General features: G+C 59.2%; 12 protein-coding genes. 5 read left to right on the forward strand and 7 right to left on the reverse strand.

Annotation, left to right across the window (positions count from 1 at the left end; genetic code table 11):
• Positions 1-8: 8 nt before the first annotated feature.
• Entirely contained in the window at positions 9-1,547 is a 1,539-nt protein-coding gene (locus tag R5R33_RS00575) for a SulP family inorganic anion transporter (protein WP_318954141.1), read from the reverse strand.
• A gap of 225 nt (positions 1,548-1,772) precedes the next feature.
• Here R5R33_RS00575 and R5R33_RS00580 point away from each other — a divergent pair, with 225 nt between their 5' ends.
• Entirely contained in the window at positions 1,773-2,441 is a 669-nt protein-coding gene (locus R5R33_RS00580) for a response regulator transcription factor (protein ID WP_318954142.1), read from the forward strand.
• Complete coding sequence (locus R5R33_RS00585) at positions 2,438-3,835, forward strand: sensor histidine kinase (protein ID WP_318954143.1); 1,398 nt, start codon at positions 2,438-2,440, stop codon at positions 3,833-3,835. The genes R5R33_RS00580 and R5R33_RS00585 overlap by 4 nt, the downstream gene beginning before the upstream one ends.
• Here R5R33_RS00585 and R5R33_RS00590 read toward each other — a convergent pair.
• The 5 genes from R5R33_RS00590 to R5R33_RS00610 all read right to left on the reverse strand — a co-directional run bounded on the left by R5R33_RS00590 (position 3,832) and on the right by R5R33_RS00610 (position 10,785).
• Positions 3,832-6,165 carry an FdhF/YdeP family oxidoreductase gene (locus tag R5R33_RS00590; RefSeq protein WP_318954144.1) on the reverse strand — a complete coding sequence of 778 codons (2,334 nt, stop codon included), beginning with the start codon at positions 6,163-6,165 and terminating at the stop codon, positions 3,832-3,834. The two genes, R5R33_RS00585 and R5R33_RS00590, sit on opposite strands and share 4 nt — an antisense overlap.
• Positions 6,162-7,067: a formate dehydrogenase accessory sulfurtransferase FdhD gene (fdhD, locus tag R5R33_RS00595; RefSeq protein WP_318954145.1), complete on the reverse strand. Its 906-nt coding sequence runs from the start codon at positions 7,065-7,067 to the stop codon at positions 6,162-6,164. Before fdhD ends, R5R33_RS00590 begins: the two co-directional genes overlap by 4 nt.
• Before the next feature lie 12 nt (positions 7,068-7,079).
• The gene (locus tag R5R33_RS00600; RefSeq protein WP_318954146.1) at positions 7,080-7,400 is read right to left on the reverse strand and encodes a heavy metal-binding domain-containing protein; all 321 of its coding nucleotides are present in this window, start codon (positions 7,398-7,400) and stop codon (positions 7,080-7,082) included.
• 145 nt (positions 7,401-7,545) lie between these two features.
• A complete protein-coding gene (locus R5R33_RS00605; RefSeq protein WP_318954147.1) occupies positions 7,546-9,720 on the reverse strand; it encodes a malate synthase G in 2,175 nt (724 codons plus the stop codon).
• A gap of 129 nt (positions 9,721-9,849) precedes the next feature.
• The gene (locus R5R33_RS00610; protein WP_318954148.1) at positions 9,850-10,785 is read right to left on the reverse strand and encodes a LysR family transcriptional regulator; all 936 of its coding nucleotides are present in this window, start codon (positions 10,783-10,785) and stop codon (positions 9,850-9,852) included.
• Between the two features lie 208 nt (positions 10,786-10,993).
• Between R5R33_RS00610 and R5R33_RS00615 the strand changes: the two genes are divergently transcribed.
• From R5R33_RS00615 to pta, 3 genes are all read left to right on the forward strand, one after another.
• Positions 10,994-12,592, forward strand: a complete 1,599-nt coding sequence (locus tag R5R33_RS00615; RefSeq protein WP_318954149.1) for an isocitrate lyase — start codon at positions 10,994-10,996, stop codon at positions 12,590-12,592.
• 144 nt (positions 12,593-12,736) lie between these two features.
• On the forward strand, positions 12,737-13,972 hold the full coding sequence (locus R5R33_RS00620) for an acetate kinase (protein WP_318954150.1): 1,236 nt from the start codon (positions 12,737-12,739) through the stop codon (positions 13,970-13,972).
• Positions 13,973-13,975: 3 nt separating this feature from the next.
• Positions 13,976-16,114: a phosphate acetyltransferase gene (gene pta / locus R5R33_RS00625; protein WP_318954151.1), complete on the forward strand. Its 2,139-nt coding sequence runs from the start codon at positions 13,976-13,978 to the stop codon at positions 16,112-16,114.
• Between the two features lie 7 nt (positions 16,115-16,121).
• Here the strand turns inward: pta and R5R33_RS00630 are convergent, their stop codons facing one another.
• Positions 16,122-18,356, reverse strand: a complete 2,235-nt coding sequence (locus tag R5R33_RS00630; RefSeq protein ID WP_318954152.1) for an acetyl-CoA hydrolase/transferase C-terminal domain-containing protein — start codon at positions 18,354-18,356, stop codon at positions 16,122-16,124.
• Positions 18,357-18,359 lie beyond the last annotated feature (3 nt).

The raw sequence follows: 18,359 nt of genomic DNA on the forward strand, positions 1-18,359 counted from the left end.
CGGCGGACTTACGCCACCTCCCTGAAGCTCCTGTCATCCCAGATCGGCACCACGGGTTTGCGCTCAATGATTTCCACATCGATTCCGCGATTGGCCGCAGTCTCGATGAAGTCAGCAATTGCCTCTGCGACATCGTGATTGATGTACACGCAGTTGCGCTTGTCCAGAATCACATGGGCGTTATCTGGAACTTCACTCAACTCTTTGCGGATGGCGCCCTTGTTGAGGAAAGTCACCTCCTCTGCCAGCTGCATTCTGATACGGATGCGATCACCCTGCTCCGTGTCCTGTTTTTTGTGCAGGAAATGGGAGTTGAGGTAATTGCGACGCAGCAGCGCAAAGATAGCCGCTACCACACCCAAACCAACGCCGGTCAACAGGTCGGTAAATACCACCCCGAAAACCGTGATCAGGAATGGCAGAAACTGTTCGGTACCGTTATCCCACATCTTGCGAAACAGTGCGGGCTTGGCAAGCTTGTATCCGGTCAGGATCAGGACCGCGGCAAGTACACCGAGCGGAATCATATTGAGCCAGGTCGGCAGTGTAGCCACACACACCATCAGCAAAACACCATGACAGATGGTCGACGCCTTGGAGCGGGCTCCGGTCTGCAGGTTTACCGAACTGCGAACGATCACCTGCGTAACGGGCAGACCGCCGATCAACCCGGAAACAGAGTTACCCACGCCCTGCGCTACCAGTTCGCGGTTGGTCGGTGTAGTGCGTTTCAGCGGATCCATCTTGTCGATGGCTTCGACACTGAGAAGTGTTTCCAGGCTTGCCACCACCGCTATGGTCACAGCGACAGTCCACACCAATGGATTGTTCAGTTGCGAGAAGTCCGGCAATGTAAACAGACCGATAAATTCATTGAAGCTTGTCGCCACAGGTACGCTCACCAGGTGGGATTCATTTAACCCCAGGCTCGCAGAGTTGCTAAACAACAGGTACATCAGCACCGAAGACAACACCGCAACCACCGGACCCGGCACCATCGCCAGCCAGCGCGAACGCTTCACCAGGGGAGTCTCCCAGACAATTAACAGTGCGAGGGAAAGCGCAAAAATCACCAACACCCCCGGGTGTACCGAACTCAGTAGCGAGAGTGCACCGTCACTGAAAGATACGCCTTCGTCCAGGCCAAACGCATAGGGAATCTGCTTCAGCACAATGATCAAACCGATACCGGTGAGCATCCCGTTGATCACGGACGACGGAAAGAAATAACCCAAAATACCCGCGCGCAGCAGACCGAGCACAATCTGTATCAGGCCCCCAATCACCACCGCCAGTAAAAATAGTTCAAATGAACCCAGGGTCTCGATGGCGCTTAGCACAATCACCGTAAGGCCGGCAGCGGGTCCGGAAACACCGAGACGCGAACCGCTCACCGCGCCCACCACAATGCCACCGACGATACCGGCAATCAGGCCGGAAAACAGCGGTGCTCCGGACGCAAGTGCGACCCCCAGGCAAAGTGGCAGTGCGACAAAAAAAACCACCACACTTGCGGGAATATCTTTTTTGAGATTCTGCAAATCCATCACCAACAACTCCTGTACAACTCATCAGTCAATGCGATCAACGGAAATGGAACGCGGTCACCGCAGCATATGCAGAGTGACCATAAGGCCAGCGAGATTACTGACGACCGCTTTCAGTAACCTTTCACTGCGACAGATTTCTGGATGTCTCAACAGTCAGGTACGAATGCGCGGAATCGTGTACTCTTTCCCGCATTGAAAAAGTCAAACGGTTAGCCCGACGCCATGAATGTATTGCTGGTAGAAGACGACCCACTGATCGCACAGGGGTTATTGCAGGCACTCAAGCAGAGCGCCTATACGGTTGTGCACGCACCTTACGGCGAACGCGCCGAAGGCCTGCTACTTGCCAACGACGTGGACCTGATCATTCTCGATCTGGGGCTGCCGGACATGGACGGGCTCGAGCTGTTGCGGCGCCTGCGCGCCCGCCAGAGCCGCGTGCCGGTGCTGGTACTGACCGCCCGCGATGGCGTTGAACAACAAGTCGCTGCACTGGACCAGGGCGCCGACGACTACATGGAAAAGCCTTTCGACCTGCGCGAACTGGAAGCCCGACTACGGGCCCTGTTGCGTCGCAGCCACGACCTCTCTACCGATGAGGTCAGTTTGGGCGCCCTGCAATTGAGCCCTTTCCAGCGCACTGCCACCCTCAATGGCGAACGGCTGGAACTGCCGGCGCGTGAATACGAAATCCTGGAAATTCTCTCGCTCCATGCTAATCGGGTGGTAACCAAGGCGCGCCTTGCCCAGCGTCTCAGCCGCGAGGGCGATGAGGTGGGCGATAACGCCGTAGAGGTCTACGTGCACCGCCTGCGACGCCGACTGCAGGAATCTGGGCTCGCCATCCGCACTCAGCGGGGTGCCGGCTATGTGCTGGAGGAAACCGGTTGAACCCCCCCCTGGGATTGCGCTCGCTGCTGCTATTGCTGGTCGGCGGGCCACTGTTTGTCCTGTTGCTGATCGAAATGCTGATCACGTTCGGCATCGGCCTGCATGTGACCAACCAGGTGTTTGATCGCTGGCTGCTGGACTCGGCCTACTCACTGGCTCAGGAAGTCCGGCGTGATAACGACAAGCTGGTGCTCTATGCCGACGAAGCTGCCATCGAAGTTTTCGAATGGGATGAGTTGGACGAGGTCTACTATCGGGTCTCGACCCTGGACGGCCAGGTGCTCGGCGGTCGAAGTGAAGCCTGGGTAAACCCGGATATCGCCGCGCTCAAACAGGGGCCGGTATTTACCAACGTGAGAATGGGGGGCGAATGGGTGCGCAGTGTCACCGTGCTTGCGAACCCTGATTCCCCCCGCGACAGCGCACTGGTCAGCGTGGCGGAAACCCTGCACAAACGCATTCCGCTATCGCGGACCCTGATGTTTGAAGTGGTGCTTTCCAAGGCCACCATGATCGTGGTTGCTCTGCTCGTCGTTGCCTTCGCGCTCAGTCGGGGGATTCGCCCCCTGCTCCGCCTTAGCCAGGAGCTTGCCAGCCGCTCGCCGCGCGACCTGACACCGATCAGCGCGTTGCCGGCGCCGAAGGAAGTGCGCACGGTGATCGACAATACCAATCGGTTACTGGAGCGATTGGACGACGCTTTCAGTGCGCGCGAACAGTTTATCGGCAACATTTCCCACCAGCTGAAAACCCCGCTCGCGGGCATCAAGCTGCAGGCGCAACTGGCGCTGCGCGAGAAAAATCTCGACACCGCGCACCAGGCACTGGAGCGTATTTGCCAGACGACCGATGCCATGACGCACCTGAACAACCAGCTGCTGAAACTGGCACGCGCGGAGGCCGCATCCGGTCGCGGGTTGCGCAATGAGCCGGTGGCTCTGGACAACGTGGTGCGCGAAGCGGCGGAGAGCCTGCGTGAACTGGCCCGCGGCCGCAAGGTTCAGGTGCACCAGAATCTCAGTGGTGAAACACTGGATACCTTTAAAGTCCCAGGAGACTACTACCTGTTGCGGGAACTGGTGTGGAACCTGATGGAAAACGCCATTCTCTATGTGCCGCAAGGCGGCAATGTGTGGGTAGAACTCACGCGCATCGAAAACAATATCCGGCTCGCGGTAAAGGACGATGGCCAAGGTATTCCCCGAGAGCACTGGCCGCAGATTTTCGAGCGTTTCTTCCGCTCCAAAATCACCGGTGAAGGTTGCGGACTGGGGCTCGCGATTGTTCGCGAAATCGCCTACGCCCATGGCGCCACGGTGGAATTACAACAGGCGCCCGACTCTAGCGGCGCCTGCTTTGTATGCACATTTCCGGCAGTGGGCAATAAGGACTAGACAATACGCTGCGGCGCGCTACTCGGCTCCAGACGAATCGCGATGTACTTGGACGTGGGCGTGAAACTGCCGATGCCGTAACTCTCCAGCGGTACCAGCGGGTTTGCTTCCGGGTAATAGGCCGCCGCCTGCCCTTTCGGTATATCGAACGCAATCAGGGTAAATCCCTGCACCCGGCGCTCCACGTCATCGCTCCACAGAGAAACGATATCCACCGGTTGCCGGTCGGTAAAACCCAGGCGCTGGATATCATCATGGTGTGCAAACAGTACACGGCGATTGCCGGTCACGCCGCGATAGCGGTCGTTCAGGCCATAAACCGTGGTGTTGTACTGGTCGTGGGAGCGCAGTGTCTGCAGCACCAGATCCGCCTTGCGCGCCCCCTCCTTGCCGATTTTTTCCAGTACCTCGGGGGGCAATGGCGCGGGCAGCGAGTGGCTGACGAAATTCGCCTTGCCATTTCGGGTTTTCCAGCGGCGCTGGCCCGCGGAGTTTGGAAGATAGAATCCTCCCGGGGTTTCCAGTTTGCGGTTGAAGTTTTCGAAGCCGGGAATGACATCCGCGATCAGGTCGCGAATAAGCCGGTAATCCTCCACCAGCTTCACCCAGGGCACGGGTTTCTCTCCCAGGGTCGCCTGCGCCAGTCCGGCGATGATCGCCGGTTCAGAGCGCATCTCCGCCGACAGCGGCTTCAGCTGTCCAAAGGAGGCGTGCACCATGCTGAACGAGTCTTCTACCGTGACCGCCTGGGCGCCACCTACCTGGATATCGATATCGGTGCGCCCGAGACACGGCAGGATCAGCGCCTGCTTTCCGGTGACCAGATGGCTGCGATTCAACTTGGTACTGATCTGAACCGTGAGATCGCACTTGCGCAGTGCACCGTGAGTCCGTGCGCTGTCCGGTGTGGCCTGGGCAAAGTTGCCGCCGAGACCGATAAACACCTTTACCCGCCCCTCAAGCATCGCCTCAATTGCCTTTACCACGTTCACACCCGCTTCCCGCGGCATTGGCAGCGCAAATTTCCGCTCCAGTGCATCGAGCAATGCCGCGGAGGGGTTGTCATCGATACCCATGGTGCGATCGCCCTGCACATTACTGTGTCCGCGCACCGGGCAGAGGCCGGCGCCGGGCCGCCCTACCTGGCCGCGCAACAGCTGCAGGTTGGTGATTTCCTGAATGATCGCCACCGAATGACGGTGTTGGGTGACACCCATGGCCCAGCACATGATGGTGGCATTGCTGCGACTGTAGACATGCGCGGCACACTCGATCTCATCCTTGGTGATGCCGCTGTACGCGAGAATTTCCTCCCAGCTGGCGTCATCCACTACCGCGCGATACTGCTCGAACCCCTCGCTGTGCTCGCGGATAAAATCCAGATCAAGCGGGCCTGTTTCCCCGATCTGCTGCGCCTCGTCCTGCCACTGAAACAGGAACTTGGCGATACCGCGGATCACCGCCATATCGCCGCCGAGCGCAGGGCGGAAATAATCCGTACTCAACGGGACCTCGCCGCCCGTCAGCATCTGCACCGGGTTTTGCGGAGCCTGGAAGCGCTCGAGACCGCGCTCCCGCAGGGGATTGAACACCAATACCCGCGCGCCGCGCTCCACCGCTTCGCTCAATGGTTCCAGCATGCGCGGGTGGTTGGTGCCGGGATTCTGGCCGATGACAAAAATGGCCTCGGCCTTGTCGAAATCCCCATAGGTAACCGTGCCTTTTCCGGTACCGATACTGGCCTTCAAAGCTACGCCGCTGGCCTCATGGCACATGTTGGAGCAGTCCGGCAGATTATTGGTGCCGAAAGCGCGGGCGAAAAGCTGGTAGAGAAATGCCGCCTCATTACTGGCACGGCCGGAAGTGTAGAACGCCGCCTCATCTGGCGAATCGAGGCCCTGCAGATGTTTGGCCACCAATGCAAAAGCCTCATCCCAACTGATGGGACGATAGTGATTGCCCTCGCCATCGTAAAACATCGGTTCGGTGAGGCGCCCCTGATATTCGAGCCAGTAATCGTCCTGCGCCATCAGATCCTGCAGGCTGTGGCGCGCAAAAAAATCACGGTCCACGCCGCGGCCCGACGCCTCCCAGTTCACCGCCTTGGCGCCGTTCTCACAGAAACGGATGCGCCCCTCTTTCGGCGCTTCGCCCCAGGCGCAACCGGGGCAATCGAAACCGCCGTTCTGGTTGGTCTGCAACATGGCGCGCAGGTTCTTGAATGGCTGCCGGCTATCCAACCAGGCGTGAGCGACGCTGCGCAGTGCACCCCAACCGGCGGCCGGGCGCTGGTATGGTCTGAAGCGGAAGCGGTCGACAGGCGTTTTCATTGGGAATCTCGTATTGAATGTATTTCTGACGTGCTGCTATCCAGGGCAAGCTCGGCATCGCTGTAAATTCGGGCGACATCGGCGGCGGGCTGATGCAGCAGATTGATGCCGTAGCGCTGGGCCCAGCGCACACTGATATCCGACGGTGAGGACAGGCTGATCAGTGTGCCGATACCCGCGCGCACGGATTTTTGGATAAGCTCCAGACTGCAACGGCTGGTGACCGCGACATACCCGCGGCGCAGGTCCAGGCCCTCAGCGATGCAGGCGCCGATCAATTTGTCGAGCGCATTGTGGCGGCCGATATCTTCCCGGCACAGTCGGGTTTCCCCGGACTCATCGACATACAGTGCACAGTGCATGGCACCGCGCAATTGCCGATGTTTCTGTGCGGCATCAAATCGCGCCCGCAGGTCGGTGAAATGCTCCGCAGGCGGCAGCGACGAAAACATATCGCGGGAAAAGCGTTCGCTGCGGGCGGCATCAAAAGAGAGTGCCTGTGACAGCGCCTCGACACCACAGAGTCCACAGCCACTGGTGCCCGCCAACGTGCGCCGCTGATGCCTGAACTGGCTGAGCGCACGCTGGTTGAGAGTGATTTCCACCAGCACTCCCTCATCGGCCTCTACAAGCTCGATATCCAGTATCTGCTCGCGGCGCTCAATCACCCGGCTGGTAAGGCTGAATCCGAGGGCAAAATCCTCCAGGTCTTCCGGGCTCGCCATCATGACAGCGTAGTTGAGACCGTTGTAGTTGATACCCACCGCCACTTCCCGCACCAGTTGCTGGCTCGCGCCTTGCCGATTCGGGATATGTTGCCCTTGTTCTCGCGGGGATCCAGTGGAATCCGGACTCTCTTCTTTGGGAAGATAGCGCCGGTAATTCAGTTCTCTGTACTTCATGGGCGCGGAGTATTAGCGAATTTTCACCGCAGTACCACTGACGCTCACCATCATCATGCCGCCCTTTTCACCCACGACTTCATAATCCAGATCGATGCCGACGATCGCATTGGCACCAAGGGCGCGGGCCTGCGCTTCGATTTCCGCAAACGCGATCTTGCGCGCCCTGCCCATCTCGCGTTCGTAAGCGCCGGAACGGCCGCCGATAATGTCGGTAATGGAGCCAAACAGGTCCTTGAATATATTCGCGCCGAGAATGGCCTCACCGACGACAATGCCGAGGTATTGGTCAATCTGGCGACCTTCAATGGAGGGCGTGGTGGTCTTGATCATTGGGCGGTCCCGCGTTCCAGGTTGGATTTCCGTTGAGCTTACACAAAGAATCCGCCGGCAGTGCCAAATAACCCGCGGCTGCAGAGAATAAAAAAAGCCCCGCACACGGCGGGGCTTATGTTTCGCGCAACGAGCCGGACCGCGCTTAACGCTGGCTCGCCTTGAACTCGCGGCGGCGGCGGTGCAAGACCGGTTCGGTATAGCCATTGGGCTGGGCGCAACCCTCGAATACCAGCTCGCAGGCGGCCTGAAAGGCGATGCTCTGGTCAAAGTTAGGCGCCATATCGCGGTAGGCGGGATCACTGGCATTCTGGCGGTCCACCACGGCGGCCATGCGGCGCATGGTTTCCTCCACCTGCGCACGGGTACAGACGCCCTGCTTGAGCCAGTTGGCGATGTGCTGGGAGGAAATCCGCAGGGTTGCACGGTCTTCCATCAATCCTACGTCGTGGATATCCGGCACCTTGGAACAGCCCACACCCTGGTCGATCCAGCGCACCACATAGCCGAGGATACCCTGGGCGTTGTTGTCCAGTTCGCGCTGGATTTCCTCCGGGCTCCACTCGGGGTTGTCTGCCACCGGCACCGTCAGAATATCGTCGAGATTGGCGCGCTTGTGTTTTGCCAGTTCTTCCTGCACCTGCGCCACATCGACCTTGTGGTAGTGCAATGCGTGCAGGGTCGCGGCGGTGGGGGACGGCACCCACGCAGTATTTGCGCCCGCCTTCGGGTGGCCGATCTTGGCCTCCATCATCGCCGCCATCATGTCCGGCATGGCCCACATTCCCTTGCCAATCTGCGCGCGACCCTTGAGGCCAGTAGCGAGACCGGTGTCCACGTTCCAGTCTTCGTAGGCCGCAATCCACTTGGACTGTTTCATTTCCCCTTTGCGGATCATCGGACCCGCCAGCATGGAGGTGTGAATCTCGTCACCGGTGCGATCGAGGAAGCCGGTATTGATGAACACCACCCGCTCTTTCGCCGCAGCGATACACGCCTTCAGGTTGACCGTGGTGCGCCGCTCTTCGTCCATGATGCCCATTTTTACCGTATTGCGAGCAAGGCCGAGGGCGTCTTCGATACGGTTGAACAGGGTATTGGCAAATGCCACTTCTTCCGGCCCGTGCATCTTCGGCTTCACAATGTACACGCTGCCGGTGCGGGAATTTTGGTGCGGGCCGTTGCCACGCAGGTCGTGGATGGCGATCAGGGAGGTCACCATGCCGTCGAGAATGCCTTCCGGAACCTCGTTGCCATCCTTGTCGAGTACCGCATCGTTGGTCATCAGGTGACCCACATTGCGTACAAACATCAGGCTGCGCCCGGGCAGCGTCAGCTTGCCGCCTTCGGCGCCGGTGTACTCGCGATCCGGATTGAGGGTGCGCAGGATTTCCTTGCCATTCTTGCTGAGTTTTTCCTGCAGGTCGCCCTTCATCAGACCAAGCCAGTTGCGATACACAACCACCTTGTCTTCCGCGTCGACCGCGGCGACGGAATCCTCGCAATCCATGATGGTGGTGAGTGCGGATTCCACCAGAATGTCCTTGATGCCGGCCTTGTCGGTCTTGCCAATCGGACTGGTACGATCGATCTGGATTTCAAAATGCAGGCCGTTGTGGCTGAGCAGAACCGCGTCCGGCGCCTCCTGGGCACCGTGGTAACCGACAAACTGGCGGCTGTTTTTCAGCGCCGCGACCTTGCCATTGGCAAGTTCCGCCTCCAGCAGAGAGCCGTTGATGCGATAGGCGGTCACGTCGCGATGGCTGACGCCATTGAGTGGCGCGGCCTGATCGAGAAAATCACGGGCATAGGCGATGACCTTGTCACCGCGTACCGGGTTGTAAACACCGGCCTTCTCGGCGCCGTTGTCTTCACTGATAGCGTCGGTACCGTAGAGGGCGTCGTACAGACTGCCCCAGCGCGCATTGGCGGCGTTCAACGCATAGCGCGCATTCATCACCGGCACCACCAGCTGCGGGCCGGCCATGGTGGCAATTTCCGCGTCCACGTTTTCGGTTTTCGCGGCAAAGTCCGCGGGCTCGTCCACCAGATAGCCGATCTCTTTCAGGAACGCTTTGTATGCGTCGAGATCGCGGTAGCCCCGCGGATTTTCGCTGTACCACTGATCCATACGCGCCTGGATGTCATCGCGTTTTTTCAACAGCGCGCGGTTGACCGGCGCCAGGTCGTTCACGACGTTCTCGAATTCCGCCCAGAACACCTCGGCACTGAATCCGGTGCCGGGGATGACTTCTTCCGCAATCAATGCGTGCAGTTCTGCGGCGATCTGCAGACCGCCAATACGGACTCTTTCCGTCATGACTGACCTCTTGTACTGGTTATGGAGACTCGTGAGTTTCGCAGCATTCTAAACAGCGGGCTCACCATACCGCTAATTTATAGGTGCGATACTCGATATTCGCTAAATGAATTTACGTGTAGGCAGATGTTACAACTGGCGCCCTACATCCAGGATCAGTCGGCGCATCCAGCGGTGCGGAGCACTCTGCTGCAACAGCGGGCTCCAGGCCATTTTCAGTTCCAGAGGCGGGATCTTGAGCGGCGGATCGCGCAATACCACACGCGGGTTACTGGACGCCAGCTGCGCCATACGCGTGGGCACAGTAACGATAAGGTCGCTCTGCTCTGCCAGCAGCATCGCCACCTGGTAGTGACGGGTGAATACCGAAATATCACGCTTGCGCCCCAGACGGCCGATGGCCTCATCCACCCAGCCCAGACGCTGTACATCCTCCGGATTGACCCCTACCCCCACACCCATACCGGTCTTGCTCACCCAGATGTGCTGCGCGCGCAGGTAGCTGTCCAGATTGTAGTCCTGCAATATCGGGTTATCCGCGCGCATCACACAGGAGAAGCTGTCGCTCCAAATGGTTGCCTGGTGGAAGCTCTGGGGCATGGAATCGAAACGGTTGATTACCATGTCCACCTTGCCCTGCTCCACATCGACGAAGCTCACGTCGCTCGGCGTCATGATGTCCAGACTGATGCCGGGTGCACTTACGCGCAGCTGTTTCAGGAGCGGCGGAATCAGCGTGGACTCCGCGTAATCGCTGGCCATGATACGGAAAGTGCGGCGCGCCTCCGCGGGAGAAAAATCCCGATTCGGCTGGATCACCTGATCGATGGCGGCGAGCGCCTCCCGCACCATCGGCTGCAGTTCCAGCGCGCGTTCGGTGGGCATCATGCCCTCGCGGGTACGCACCAGCAGCGGATCATCAAACAACTCCCGCAGGCGTTTCAGGCCGTTACTCATCGCAGGCTGGGACAATCCCAACTGGTTGGCGGCGCGGGTGACATTGCGCTCGCGCAGCAGAACATCCAGGTACACCAGCAGGTTCAGATCGGCTCTTTCCAGATTCATTCAGGGGACTCCAGGCGGGCTTCTTGCGGCCGTTTTCAAATCGGCCTTTTTCAGTCTGAGGCCCAGGTTTTACAGGCGCTTCAGTCATATATTCATCGCTTGTATAGCGGGAATCATGACAATAAATTAGCCAAATTATGCCAGCACTCCTAGGATACGTACAACCTGATCGCAGTCACCTTTTAGGGAAAGTTGAGGAAAGATAACCATGTCTAACTACGCTCAAGAAATCGAAAAAGCCGCCAAACTCTGCGAGGCCAACGGCTCATCCTGGGATGCCATCAATCCGGAATCCGTCGCCCGTATGCGCCTGCAGAACAAATTCCAGAACGGTCTGGATATCGCACGATACACCGCCGATATCATGCGCAAGGACATGGCCGCGTATGACAAAGACACGTCCAAGTACACCCAGTCCCTGGGCTGCTGGCACGGCTTTATCGGCCAGCAAAAAATGATTTCCATCAAGAAACATTTCGAAGGCAAAACCGACCGCCGCTACCTGTACCTGTCCGGCTGGATGGTGGCTGCACTGCGCAGTGAGTTCGGTCCGCTGCCGGATCAGTCCATGCACGAGAAAACCGCGGTAGCCGGCCTGATCGAAGAACTGTACACCTTCCTGCGCCAGGCGGATGCGCGCGAACTTGGCGGTCTGTTCCGCGAGCTGGATGCCGCCCGCGAAGCCGGCGACCAGGTGAAGGAAAAAGCCACTCTCAACAAAATCGACAACCACGTTACCCATATTGTGCCGATCATCGCCGATATTGATGCCGGTTTCGGTAACGCCGAGGCGACTTACCTGCTGGCGAAGAAAATGATCGAAGCCGGCGCCTGCTGTATCCAGATCGAAAACCAGGTTTCCGACGAGAAGCAGTGCGGCCACCAGGACGGCAAGGTAACCGTGCCCCACGAGGACTTCCTCGCCAAGATTCGCGCGGTGCGTTACGCGTTCCTGGAGCTGGGTGTAGACAACGGCGTAATCGTTGCGCGTACCGACTCCCTGGGTGCCGGCCTCACCAAACAAATCGCGGTTACCCGTGAACCGGGCGACCTGGGCGACCAGTACAACGCCTTCCTGGATTGCGAAGAAGTGGCGCCGGGCGACCTGGCCAACGGCGATGTAATCATCAACCGCGACGGCAAGCTGCTGCGTCCGAAGCGTCTGGCTTCCAACCTGTTCCAATTCAAGAAAGGCACCGGCGAGGCGCGCTGCGTACTCGACAGCGTCACCTCCCTGCAGAACGGCGCAGACCTGATCTGGATCGAAACCGAGAAGCCGCACGTACGTCAGATCGGCGCCATGATGGATGAGATCCGCAAGCAGGTACCGGACGCCAAGCTGGTGTACAACAACAGCCCGTCCTTCAACTGGACCCTGAATTTCCGCCAGCAAGTATTCGATGCGTGGAAAGACGAAGGCAAGGATGTATCCGCCTACGACCGCGCCAACCTGATGAGCGCGGAGTACGACGAAACCGACCTGTCCAAGGCGGCGGACGAAAAAATTCGCACCTTCCAGGCGGATGCGGCGCGCGAGGCGGGCATTTTCCACCACCTCATCACCCTGCCCACCTACCACACTGCCGCCCTGTCTACCGATAACCTAGCCAAGGAGTACTTCGGTGACAAAGGCATGCTGGGTTACGTGGAAGGCGTGCAGCGCAAGGAGATCCGCCAGGGTATCGCCTGTGTGAAACACCAGAACATGGCCGGCTCCGACATGGGCGACGACCACAAAGAGTACTTCGCCGGCGAAGCTGCGCTGAAAGCTGCAGGCAAGGACAACACCATGAACCAATTTGGTTAATGGATGGTCATCAACCAGGTTCCAAAAGCGAGTATCCCTGAGTAATCGCTTCATTCTCTTCGGGCTGCCAGTGGCAGCCCTTTTTTATTGTGCGCACAGATACACTAGTCTTTATGGCATGCCTGTAACCAATCTGCGCCAGCTATGTCGAAATCCAGCCGTGTACTCGTCCTGAACTGTGGCAGTTCGTCGCTGAAATTCGCCCTGATTGACCCCCACAGCGGCGCCCTGGATCTGAGCGGAATGGGCGATGCCTTCGGCCAGGGTGAACCAACAGTCAGCTGGAAATTCAACGGCGACAAACAGTGCACCACACTTCCCGCGGAGGCACGCCACGCTGAAGTGATCCGTTTTCTGGTGAACGAAATCCTCAGTGATTGCCCGGACCTTCGGGACAATCTGGTGGCCATCGGCCACCGCGTGGTGCACGGCGGCGAGAAGTTTTCCCACTCGGTGCTGATCGACGACGCGGTGATCAGCACTATTCAGGATTGCGTCGCCCTGGCGCCGCTGCACAATCCCGCCGCGTTACACGGGATAGAAGCAGCGCACGAGGCGTTTCCGGGGCTGCCCCAGGTGGCGGTTTTCGATACTGCCTTCCACCAGTCCATGCCACGCCACGCGTATATCTACGCCCTGCCCTATGAGCTGTACCGGGATCACGGCATCCGCCGCTATGGGATGCATGGCACCAGTCACCGTTACGTCACCGAGCGCGCGGCGGAGCTGCTGAACCTGCCGGTGAACGAGGTGAACATCATTTCCGCTCACCTGGGCAACGGCGCTTCCATCACCGCCGTGCACAACGGCCACAGTGTGGACACCAGTATGGGGCTCACGCCACTGGAGGGACTGGTCATGGGCACCCGCAGTGGCGATGTTGACCCGGGCCTGTTGCTGCACCTCAGCAGCCGGCTGGATTACTGCCTGAAAGAAATCAACGACATGCTCAACAAAAAAAGCGGATTGCTGGGCATTTCCGAGCTGAGCAGTGACTGCCGCGCACTGGAACAGGCGGCCTCGGAGGGACACGACGGCGCCCAACTGGCACTGGATATATTCTGCTACCGCCTGGCGAAGTACATCGCCTCCTATCACGGCGTGCTGCCACAGGTCGACGCGCTGGTGTTTACCGGTGGGATTGGCGAAAACTCGAGTTTGGTGCGGCAAAAAACACTGGCACACCTCAGTGGGCTGGGATACGCACTGGACGAGGCGCGCAACCAGCGTGCGCGCTTCGGTGAAGAGGGCCCCATCTCCACCGAGCAATCCGCGGTAACCCTGGTGATCCCTACCAACGAGGAGTGGGTGATCGCCCGTGACGCCGCCGGGTTGGTGCCACCGACCAGTCCCAACAGCGACCCCTGTTCGAGGGAATAGCCCATGTCGCGCACCATCATGCTGGTTCCCATCGGCGCCGGTGTCGGCATCACCTCCGTCAGCCTGGGTACCCTGCGCGCACTGGAGCGCAACGGTGTCAGCGTGAGTTTCTACAAGCCCATCGCAGAAACGGTAAAGCACGAAAAAAACCGCGATCGCAGCAACGAGATACTGCGCCAGGCCTCGAATCTCAAGGTGCCGGAATCCTTTTCCATGCACCACGCGGAATCCCTGATCGGCCGCGGCGACTTGTCCGACCTGCTGGAAGAAATTCTTGCGCGCTTCAACACCGGTGCTAATCAGGCAGATGTGGCGATCATCGAAGGTCTGGTACCCAATGCGGAAAACCAGTTCGCCAACCAGCTGAATTTCCAGATCGCAAAAACCCTGGATGCTGAAATCGTGCTGGTGGTGTGCCCCAACCTGGATTCCCCGCAGCAACTGAAAGATCGCCTCGAAGTAGCGATGGCGACCTTCGGCGGCAGCCAGTCGGGTCGCGTGGTGGGGTGCATCGTCAACAAGGTGGGGGCACCGTCGCAGTTACCCGACACCCCGGGAGCGGATATCACCGGAGTCTTTGACGGACCGAAGGCGCATCGCGGCAGCCTGGAAATTCTCTCGCTGTTTGGCAAAAGTCCGCTGCCGATCATCGGCTGTATTCCGTGGAATGCGGACCTGGTTGCACCACGGGCCAAGGACCTGGCGGATCACTTTCACGCGGAGATCATCAATTACGGCGAGCTGGATTCCCGCCGCCTGCACAGTGTCACCTTCTGCTCGCGCTCCCTTGGCAACATGATCTACCGTTTTGAACCGGGTTCCATGCTGGTCAGCTCCGGGGACCGCCCCGATGTCATCGTGGCCGCCTGTCTGGCCGCTATGAACGGGGTAAAGATTGGCTGCCTGCTGCTGACCGGCGGCTTCTATATCGAGCCGATGGTGCGCAAACTCTGCGCACCGGCGATGGAAACCGGGCTGCCGGTGATCCTCGTCAACAGCAATACCTGGCAGACAGCGCTACAGCTGCAGTCGTTCAATACCGAAACCCCCTCCGACGACCACGACCGTATCGAGCGGGTACAGGATTTTATTGCCGGCCACCTGGACAACCATTGGGTCGAATCGCTCGGGCGCGATTCCAATCGACCGAAACGTCTGTCACCGCCGGCTTTCCGCTTCCACCTCACCGAACTCGCGCGCCGCGCCAACAAGCGTATTGTGCTACCTGAGGGCGATGAGCCACGTACCGTCAAGGCCGCCCTCGCCTGCGCCGAACGTGGAATCGCGCGGCCGGTATTGCTGGGAGACCCGAAAGAGATCTACCGCGTCGCCGAACAACAGGGCCTGACCCTGAGCGACAAGGTGGAAATCATCGACCCCAAAACCGCGCGCAACAAATACGTCGAGCCGATGGTGAAATTGCGCAAGAACAAGGGCCTGACCGACATCGTGGCCAAGGAGCAACTGGAGGATAACGTGGTGCTCGGCACCATGATGCTGGCGGAGGGTGAAGTGGACGGGCTGGTATCCGGCGCAGTGCACACCACCGCCAACACCATTCGCCCGGCTCTGCAGCTGATCAAGACCGCACCGGGCGCGAGCCTGGTGTCCTCGGTTTTTTTCATGCTGCTGCCGGATCAGGTACTGGTCTACGGCGACTGCGCCATCAACCCGGACCCCAACGCACAGGAACTCGCGGACATCGCCATACAGTCCGCGGACTCCGCCTGTGCGTTCGGTATCGAACCGCGAGTCGCGATGATCAGTTACTCCACCGGTACCTCCGGCAGCGGTAGCGACGTGGACAAGGTGCGGGAAGCAACAAAACTCGCCAAGTCAAAGCGCCCGGATCTGGTGATCGACGGGCCGCTGCAGTACGACGCGGCGATCATGGAAAACGTGGCAAAGAAAAAAGCACCGGACAGTCCCGTAGCCGGACGCGCCACGGTATTTATCTTTCCCGATCTCAATACCGGCAACACCACCTACAAAGCGGTTCAGCGCAGCGCGGAACTGATCAGTATTGGCCCCATGCTGCAGGGGATGCGCAAACCGGTGAACGATTTATCGCGGGGCGCGCTGGTGGACGACATTATCTATACCATCGCGCTGACCGCGATTCAGGCCGGGCAACTGAAATAATCCAGGTTCAGCTGCCAGGCGAAATATCGGGGCCGACGGGTTCTGGATCACACACCACGCCAAGCGGCCGGTTTATATCCAGAAACTGTACCAGAGACCCGGCCACCAGATAGGCTTCCAGGCGGTGTTCAAACGTATCGCTGTACTCGAATTCCATACGCTGCAGGCACTCGTGCACATATTTGTATTCCGGTGCCCGGCTTTTACACGCGGCCCGGCCCCTGCGAATTAACGGCCACAGATCCCAGATCTTGCGACCTTCTTCTTTCAGGGCTTTTAGCCCCACTGCCAGCTGCGCTTCTTCACGCGTTAAATCAGTTCCCAGCGGATAGTACGGCAGCAATTGCAGGCGGTGCCCCTGGGTGAAAACCGCGTCTATCCGCGCCGGAGTGTTATTGGCAAACGCTTCGGGAATGGTGTAATCGGCTTCAATCTTGCCCGCCGCCCTGGCTTTTTCCAGCAACTCGCCCTGAAAGCGCGAGTCGGCGATGCACAGCATGGCTTCGATCACGTCGCGGTCGCATTTGCCGCGCAGGTCGGCGACGCCGTATTCGGTGGCCACAATATCCCGCAGATGTCGCGGGATGGTGCAGTGCGGGTATTCCCACACAATGTTGCTGCGTATGCGGCCGCCACTGACGCGGGTGCTGGCCAGGGCAATTATCGAGCGGCCGCCGGGCAGTTCGTGAGCCTGTGCCACAAAGTTGTACTGACCGCCCACGCCACTGACCACCTGCGCGTTTTCCAGGCCGTCGGAAATTACCGCACCGTTCAGGGTGACCATCATCGCGGAATTGACGAAGCGCGCGTACTGGCGCTGAGCGGTTTTTAGCGCGCGGTCTTTATGTAGCTCGTTGATAAAGTCGATGGCGGTCATGTTAATACCGGCCATTTCCCGTTCCGGCATTTCCCGCAAAGCACGGTACAAGGCATTGGAACCGAGATAGAAACCGCCGTGTAACCAGGTTCCACCGGGAAGTGGTTTGCCTGCGCAGCTGCCGAGCAGTTTTTTGCGGCCGGTACTGCTGTGCAGATCGCACTCCTCCAGTTCGCCATGCTGGTCAAGAAAGCGGTGTCCTCGCCAGCTATAGCTGGGGTCGACGATCCCGGCTGCCTGCAAAAATTGCGTATCAGCTTCCGTCAGCGGGCACTGGATCCGCCCGGCGTCGTGCAGCGCAATCAGCAGGTCTTCGTCAACTATCGGGGATATTGCGCCTTTGTTCAGTAACTTCTGTAGTGTCACATCGGCGTAAACCTGACGCTTCAGTACGCCAGCGCGGCGCAGATGCAGGAAGCCTTCCGGCACCATTTCGCTGGCACCGTACAACCCTTGTTGGAAAGGCCCGAGTCCCAGCGGCAACTTGCACAGGGCTCGCTCGGTATCCACGTCGAGAGACTGCAGGATGTCCCGGTAATCCGCGTTATTGCCGTGCCGCAACCGCAGTACGTGACAGATGGCATCGCCCAGCGCGCCGATGCCAACCTGCAGGGTACCGCCGTCGCGGATAAGTCCGGCGATATGAAATGCCAGCGCATACTCGGGGAGCCCCACCGGAGCGTTCGGCGCAGGAAACAGCTCCCGCTGGAACGTCTCTCCCTCCAGCACAAAATCAAACATGCCGGCGGGCACCCTGGCATCGCCACCGACAAACGGCAGGCGCGGATTGACCTCGCCCACCAAGGTGATCGGACGATGCCCGCGCTCCTGCGCCAGTTCGATCACCGGCAGGGTAAGGTCGGGATTACTGCTCAGGCTGAAATCGCCACTGCCATCGGTGGACGGTGAAACCATCTGCGCAATCAGATTTACTCCCCGATCCAAAAGATCCCTCGGCACGTGGGTGTAATTAGCACTGACGTAGCTCTGCTGGACCGATGGGGAATGCAGAAAACTGCCGGGCTGCAGGAAAAACTCACACACTTCCACATTGGGGGGCAGCAGGCCCTTGCGGCGGGCCCGGTTATAGGCGAGGTCCTGATAATCGGTATAGAGCCGGTCCAGCAACGGCTGGACAAAGCGTCGTTGCAGCTCATTACCTGCGGACGGCCGCTCCAGCGTCAGTGCGGTAAAGATGGTCAGGGAGATTTCCGGATCTGATTCCGCGCGCGCATACAGGGCATTGGCAAACTGGTTGGCCTTGCCGATGCCCAGGGGCAATCCAAGGACGATGCGCTTGCCCACTTTCTCCAGCACCGCGTCCACGCAGGTATCGACCGCGCCGAATGTTTCCGGTTTCGCCATGGA

Source organism: Microbulbifer pacificus (genome assembly GCF_033723955.1).
Classification (GTDB): domain Bacteria; phylum Pseudomonadota; class Gammaproteobacteria; order Pseudomonadales; family Cellvibrionaceae; genus Microbulbifer; species Microbulbifer pacificus.

What these genes read in the sequence shown, in the direction of transcription:
- R5R33_RS00575 (WP_318954141.1), bottom strand. Translation starts at nt 1,547, where the DNA reads ATGGATTTGCAGAATCTCAAAAAAGATATTCCCGCAAGTGTGGTGGTT.
- R5R33_RS00580 (WP_318954142.1), top strand. Translation starts at nt 1,773, where the DNA reads ATGAATGTATTGCTGGTAGAAGACGACCCACTGATCGCACAGGGGTTA.
- R5R33_RS00590 (WP_318954144.1), bottom strand. Translation starts at nt 6,165, where the DNA reads ATGAAAACGCCTGTCGACCGCTTCCGCTTCAGACCATACCAGCGCCCG.
- fdhD (WP_318954145.1), bottom strand. Translation starts at nt 7,067, where the DNA reads ATGAAGTACAGAGAACTGAATTACCGGCGCTATCTTCCCAAAGAAGAG.
- R5R33_RS00600 (WP_318954146.1), bottom strand. Translation starts at nt 7,400, where the DNA reads ATGATCAAGACCACCACGCCCTCCATTGAAGGTCGCCAGATTGACCAA.
- R5R33_RS00605 (WP_318954147.1), bottom strand. Translation starts at nt 9,720, where the DNA reads ATGACGGAAAGAGTCCGTATTGGCGGTCTGCAGATCGCCGCAGAACTG.
- R5R33_RS00610 (WP_318954148.1), bottom strand. Translation starts at nt 10,785, where the DNA reads ATGAATCTGGAAAGAGCCGATCTGAACCTGCTGGTGTACCTGGATGTT.
- R5R33_RS00615 (WP_318954149.1), top strand. Translation starts at nt 10,994, where the DNA reads ATGTCTAACTACGCTCAAGAAATCGAAAAAGCCGCCAAACTCTGCGAG.
- R5R33_RS00620 (WP_318954150.1), top strand. Translation starts at nt 12,737, where the DNA reads ATGTCGAAATCCAGCCGTGTACTCGTCCTGAACTGTGGCAGTTCGTCG.
- pta (WP_318954151.1), top strand. Translation starts at nt 13,976, where the DNA reads ATGTCGCGCACCATCATGCTGGTTCCCATCGGCGCCGGTGTCGGCATC.
- R5R33_RS00630 (WP_318954152.1), bottom strand. Translation starts at nt 18,356, where the DNA reads ATGGCGAAACCGGAAACATTCGGCGCGGTCGATACCTGCGTGGACGCG.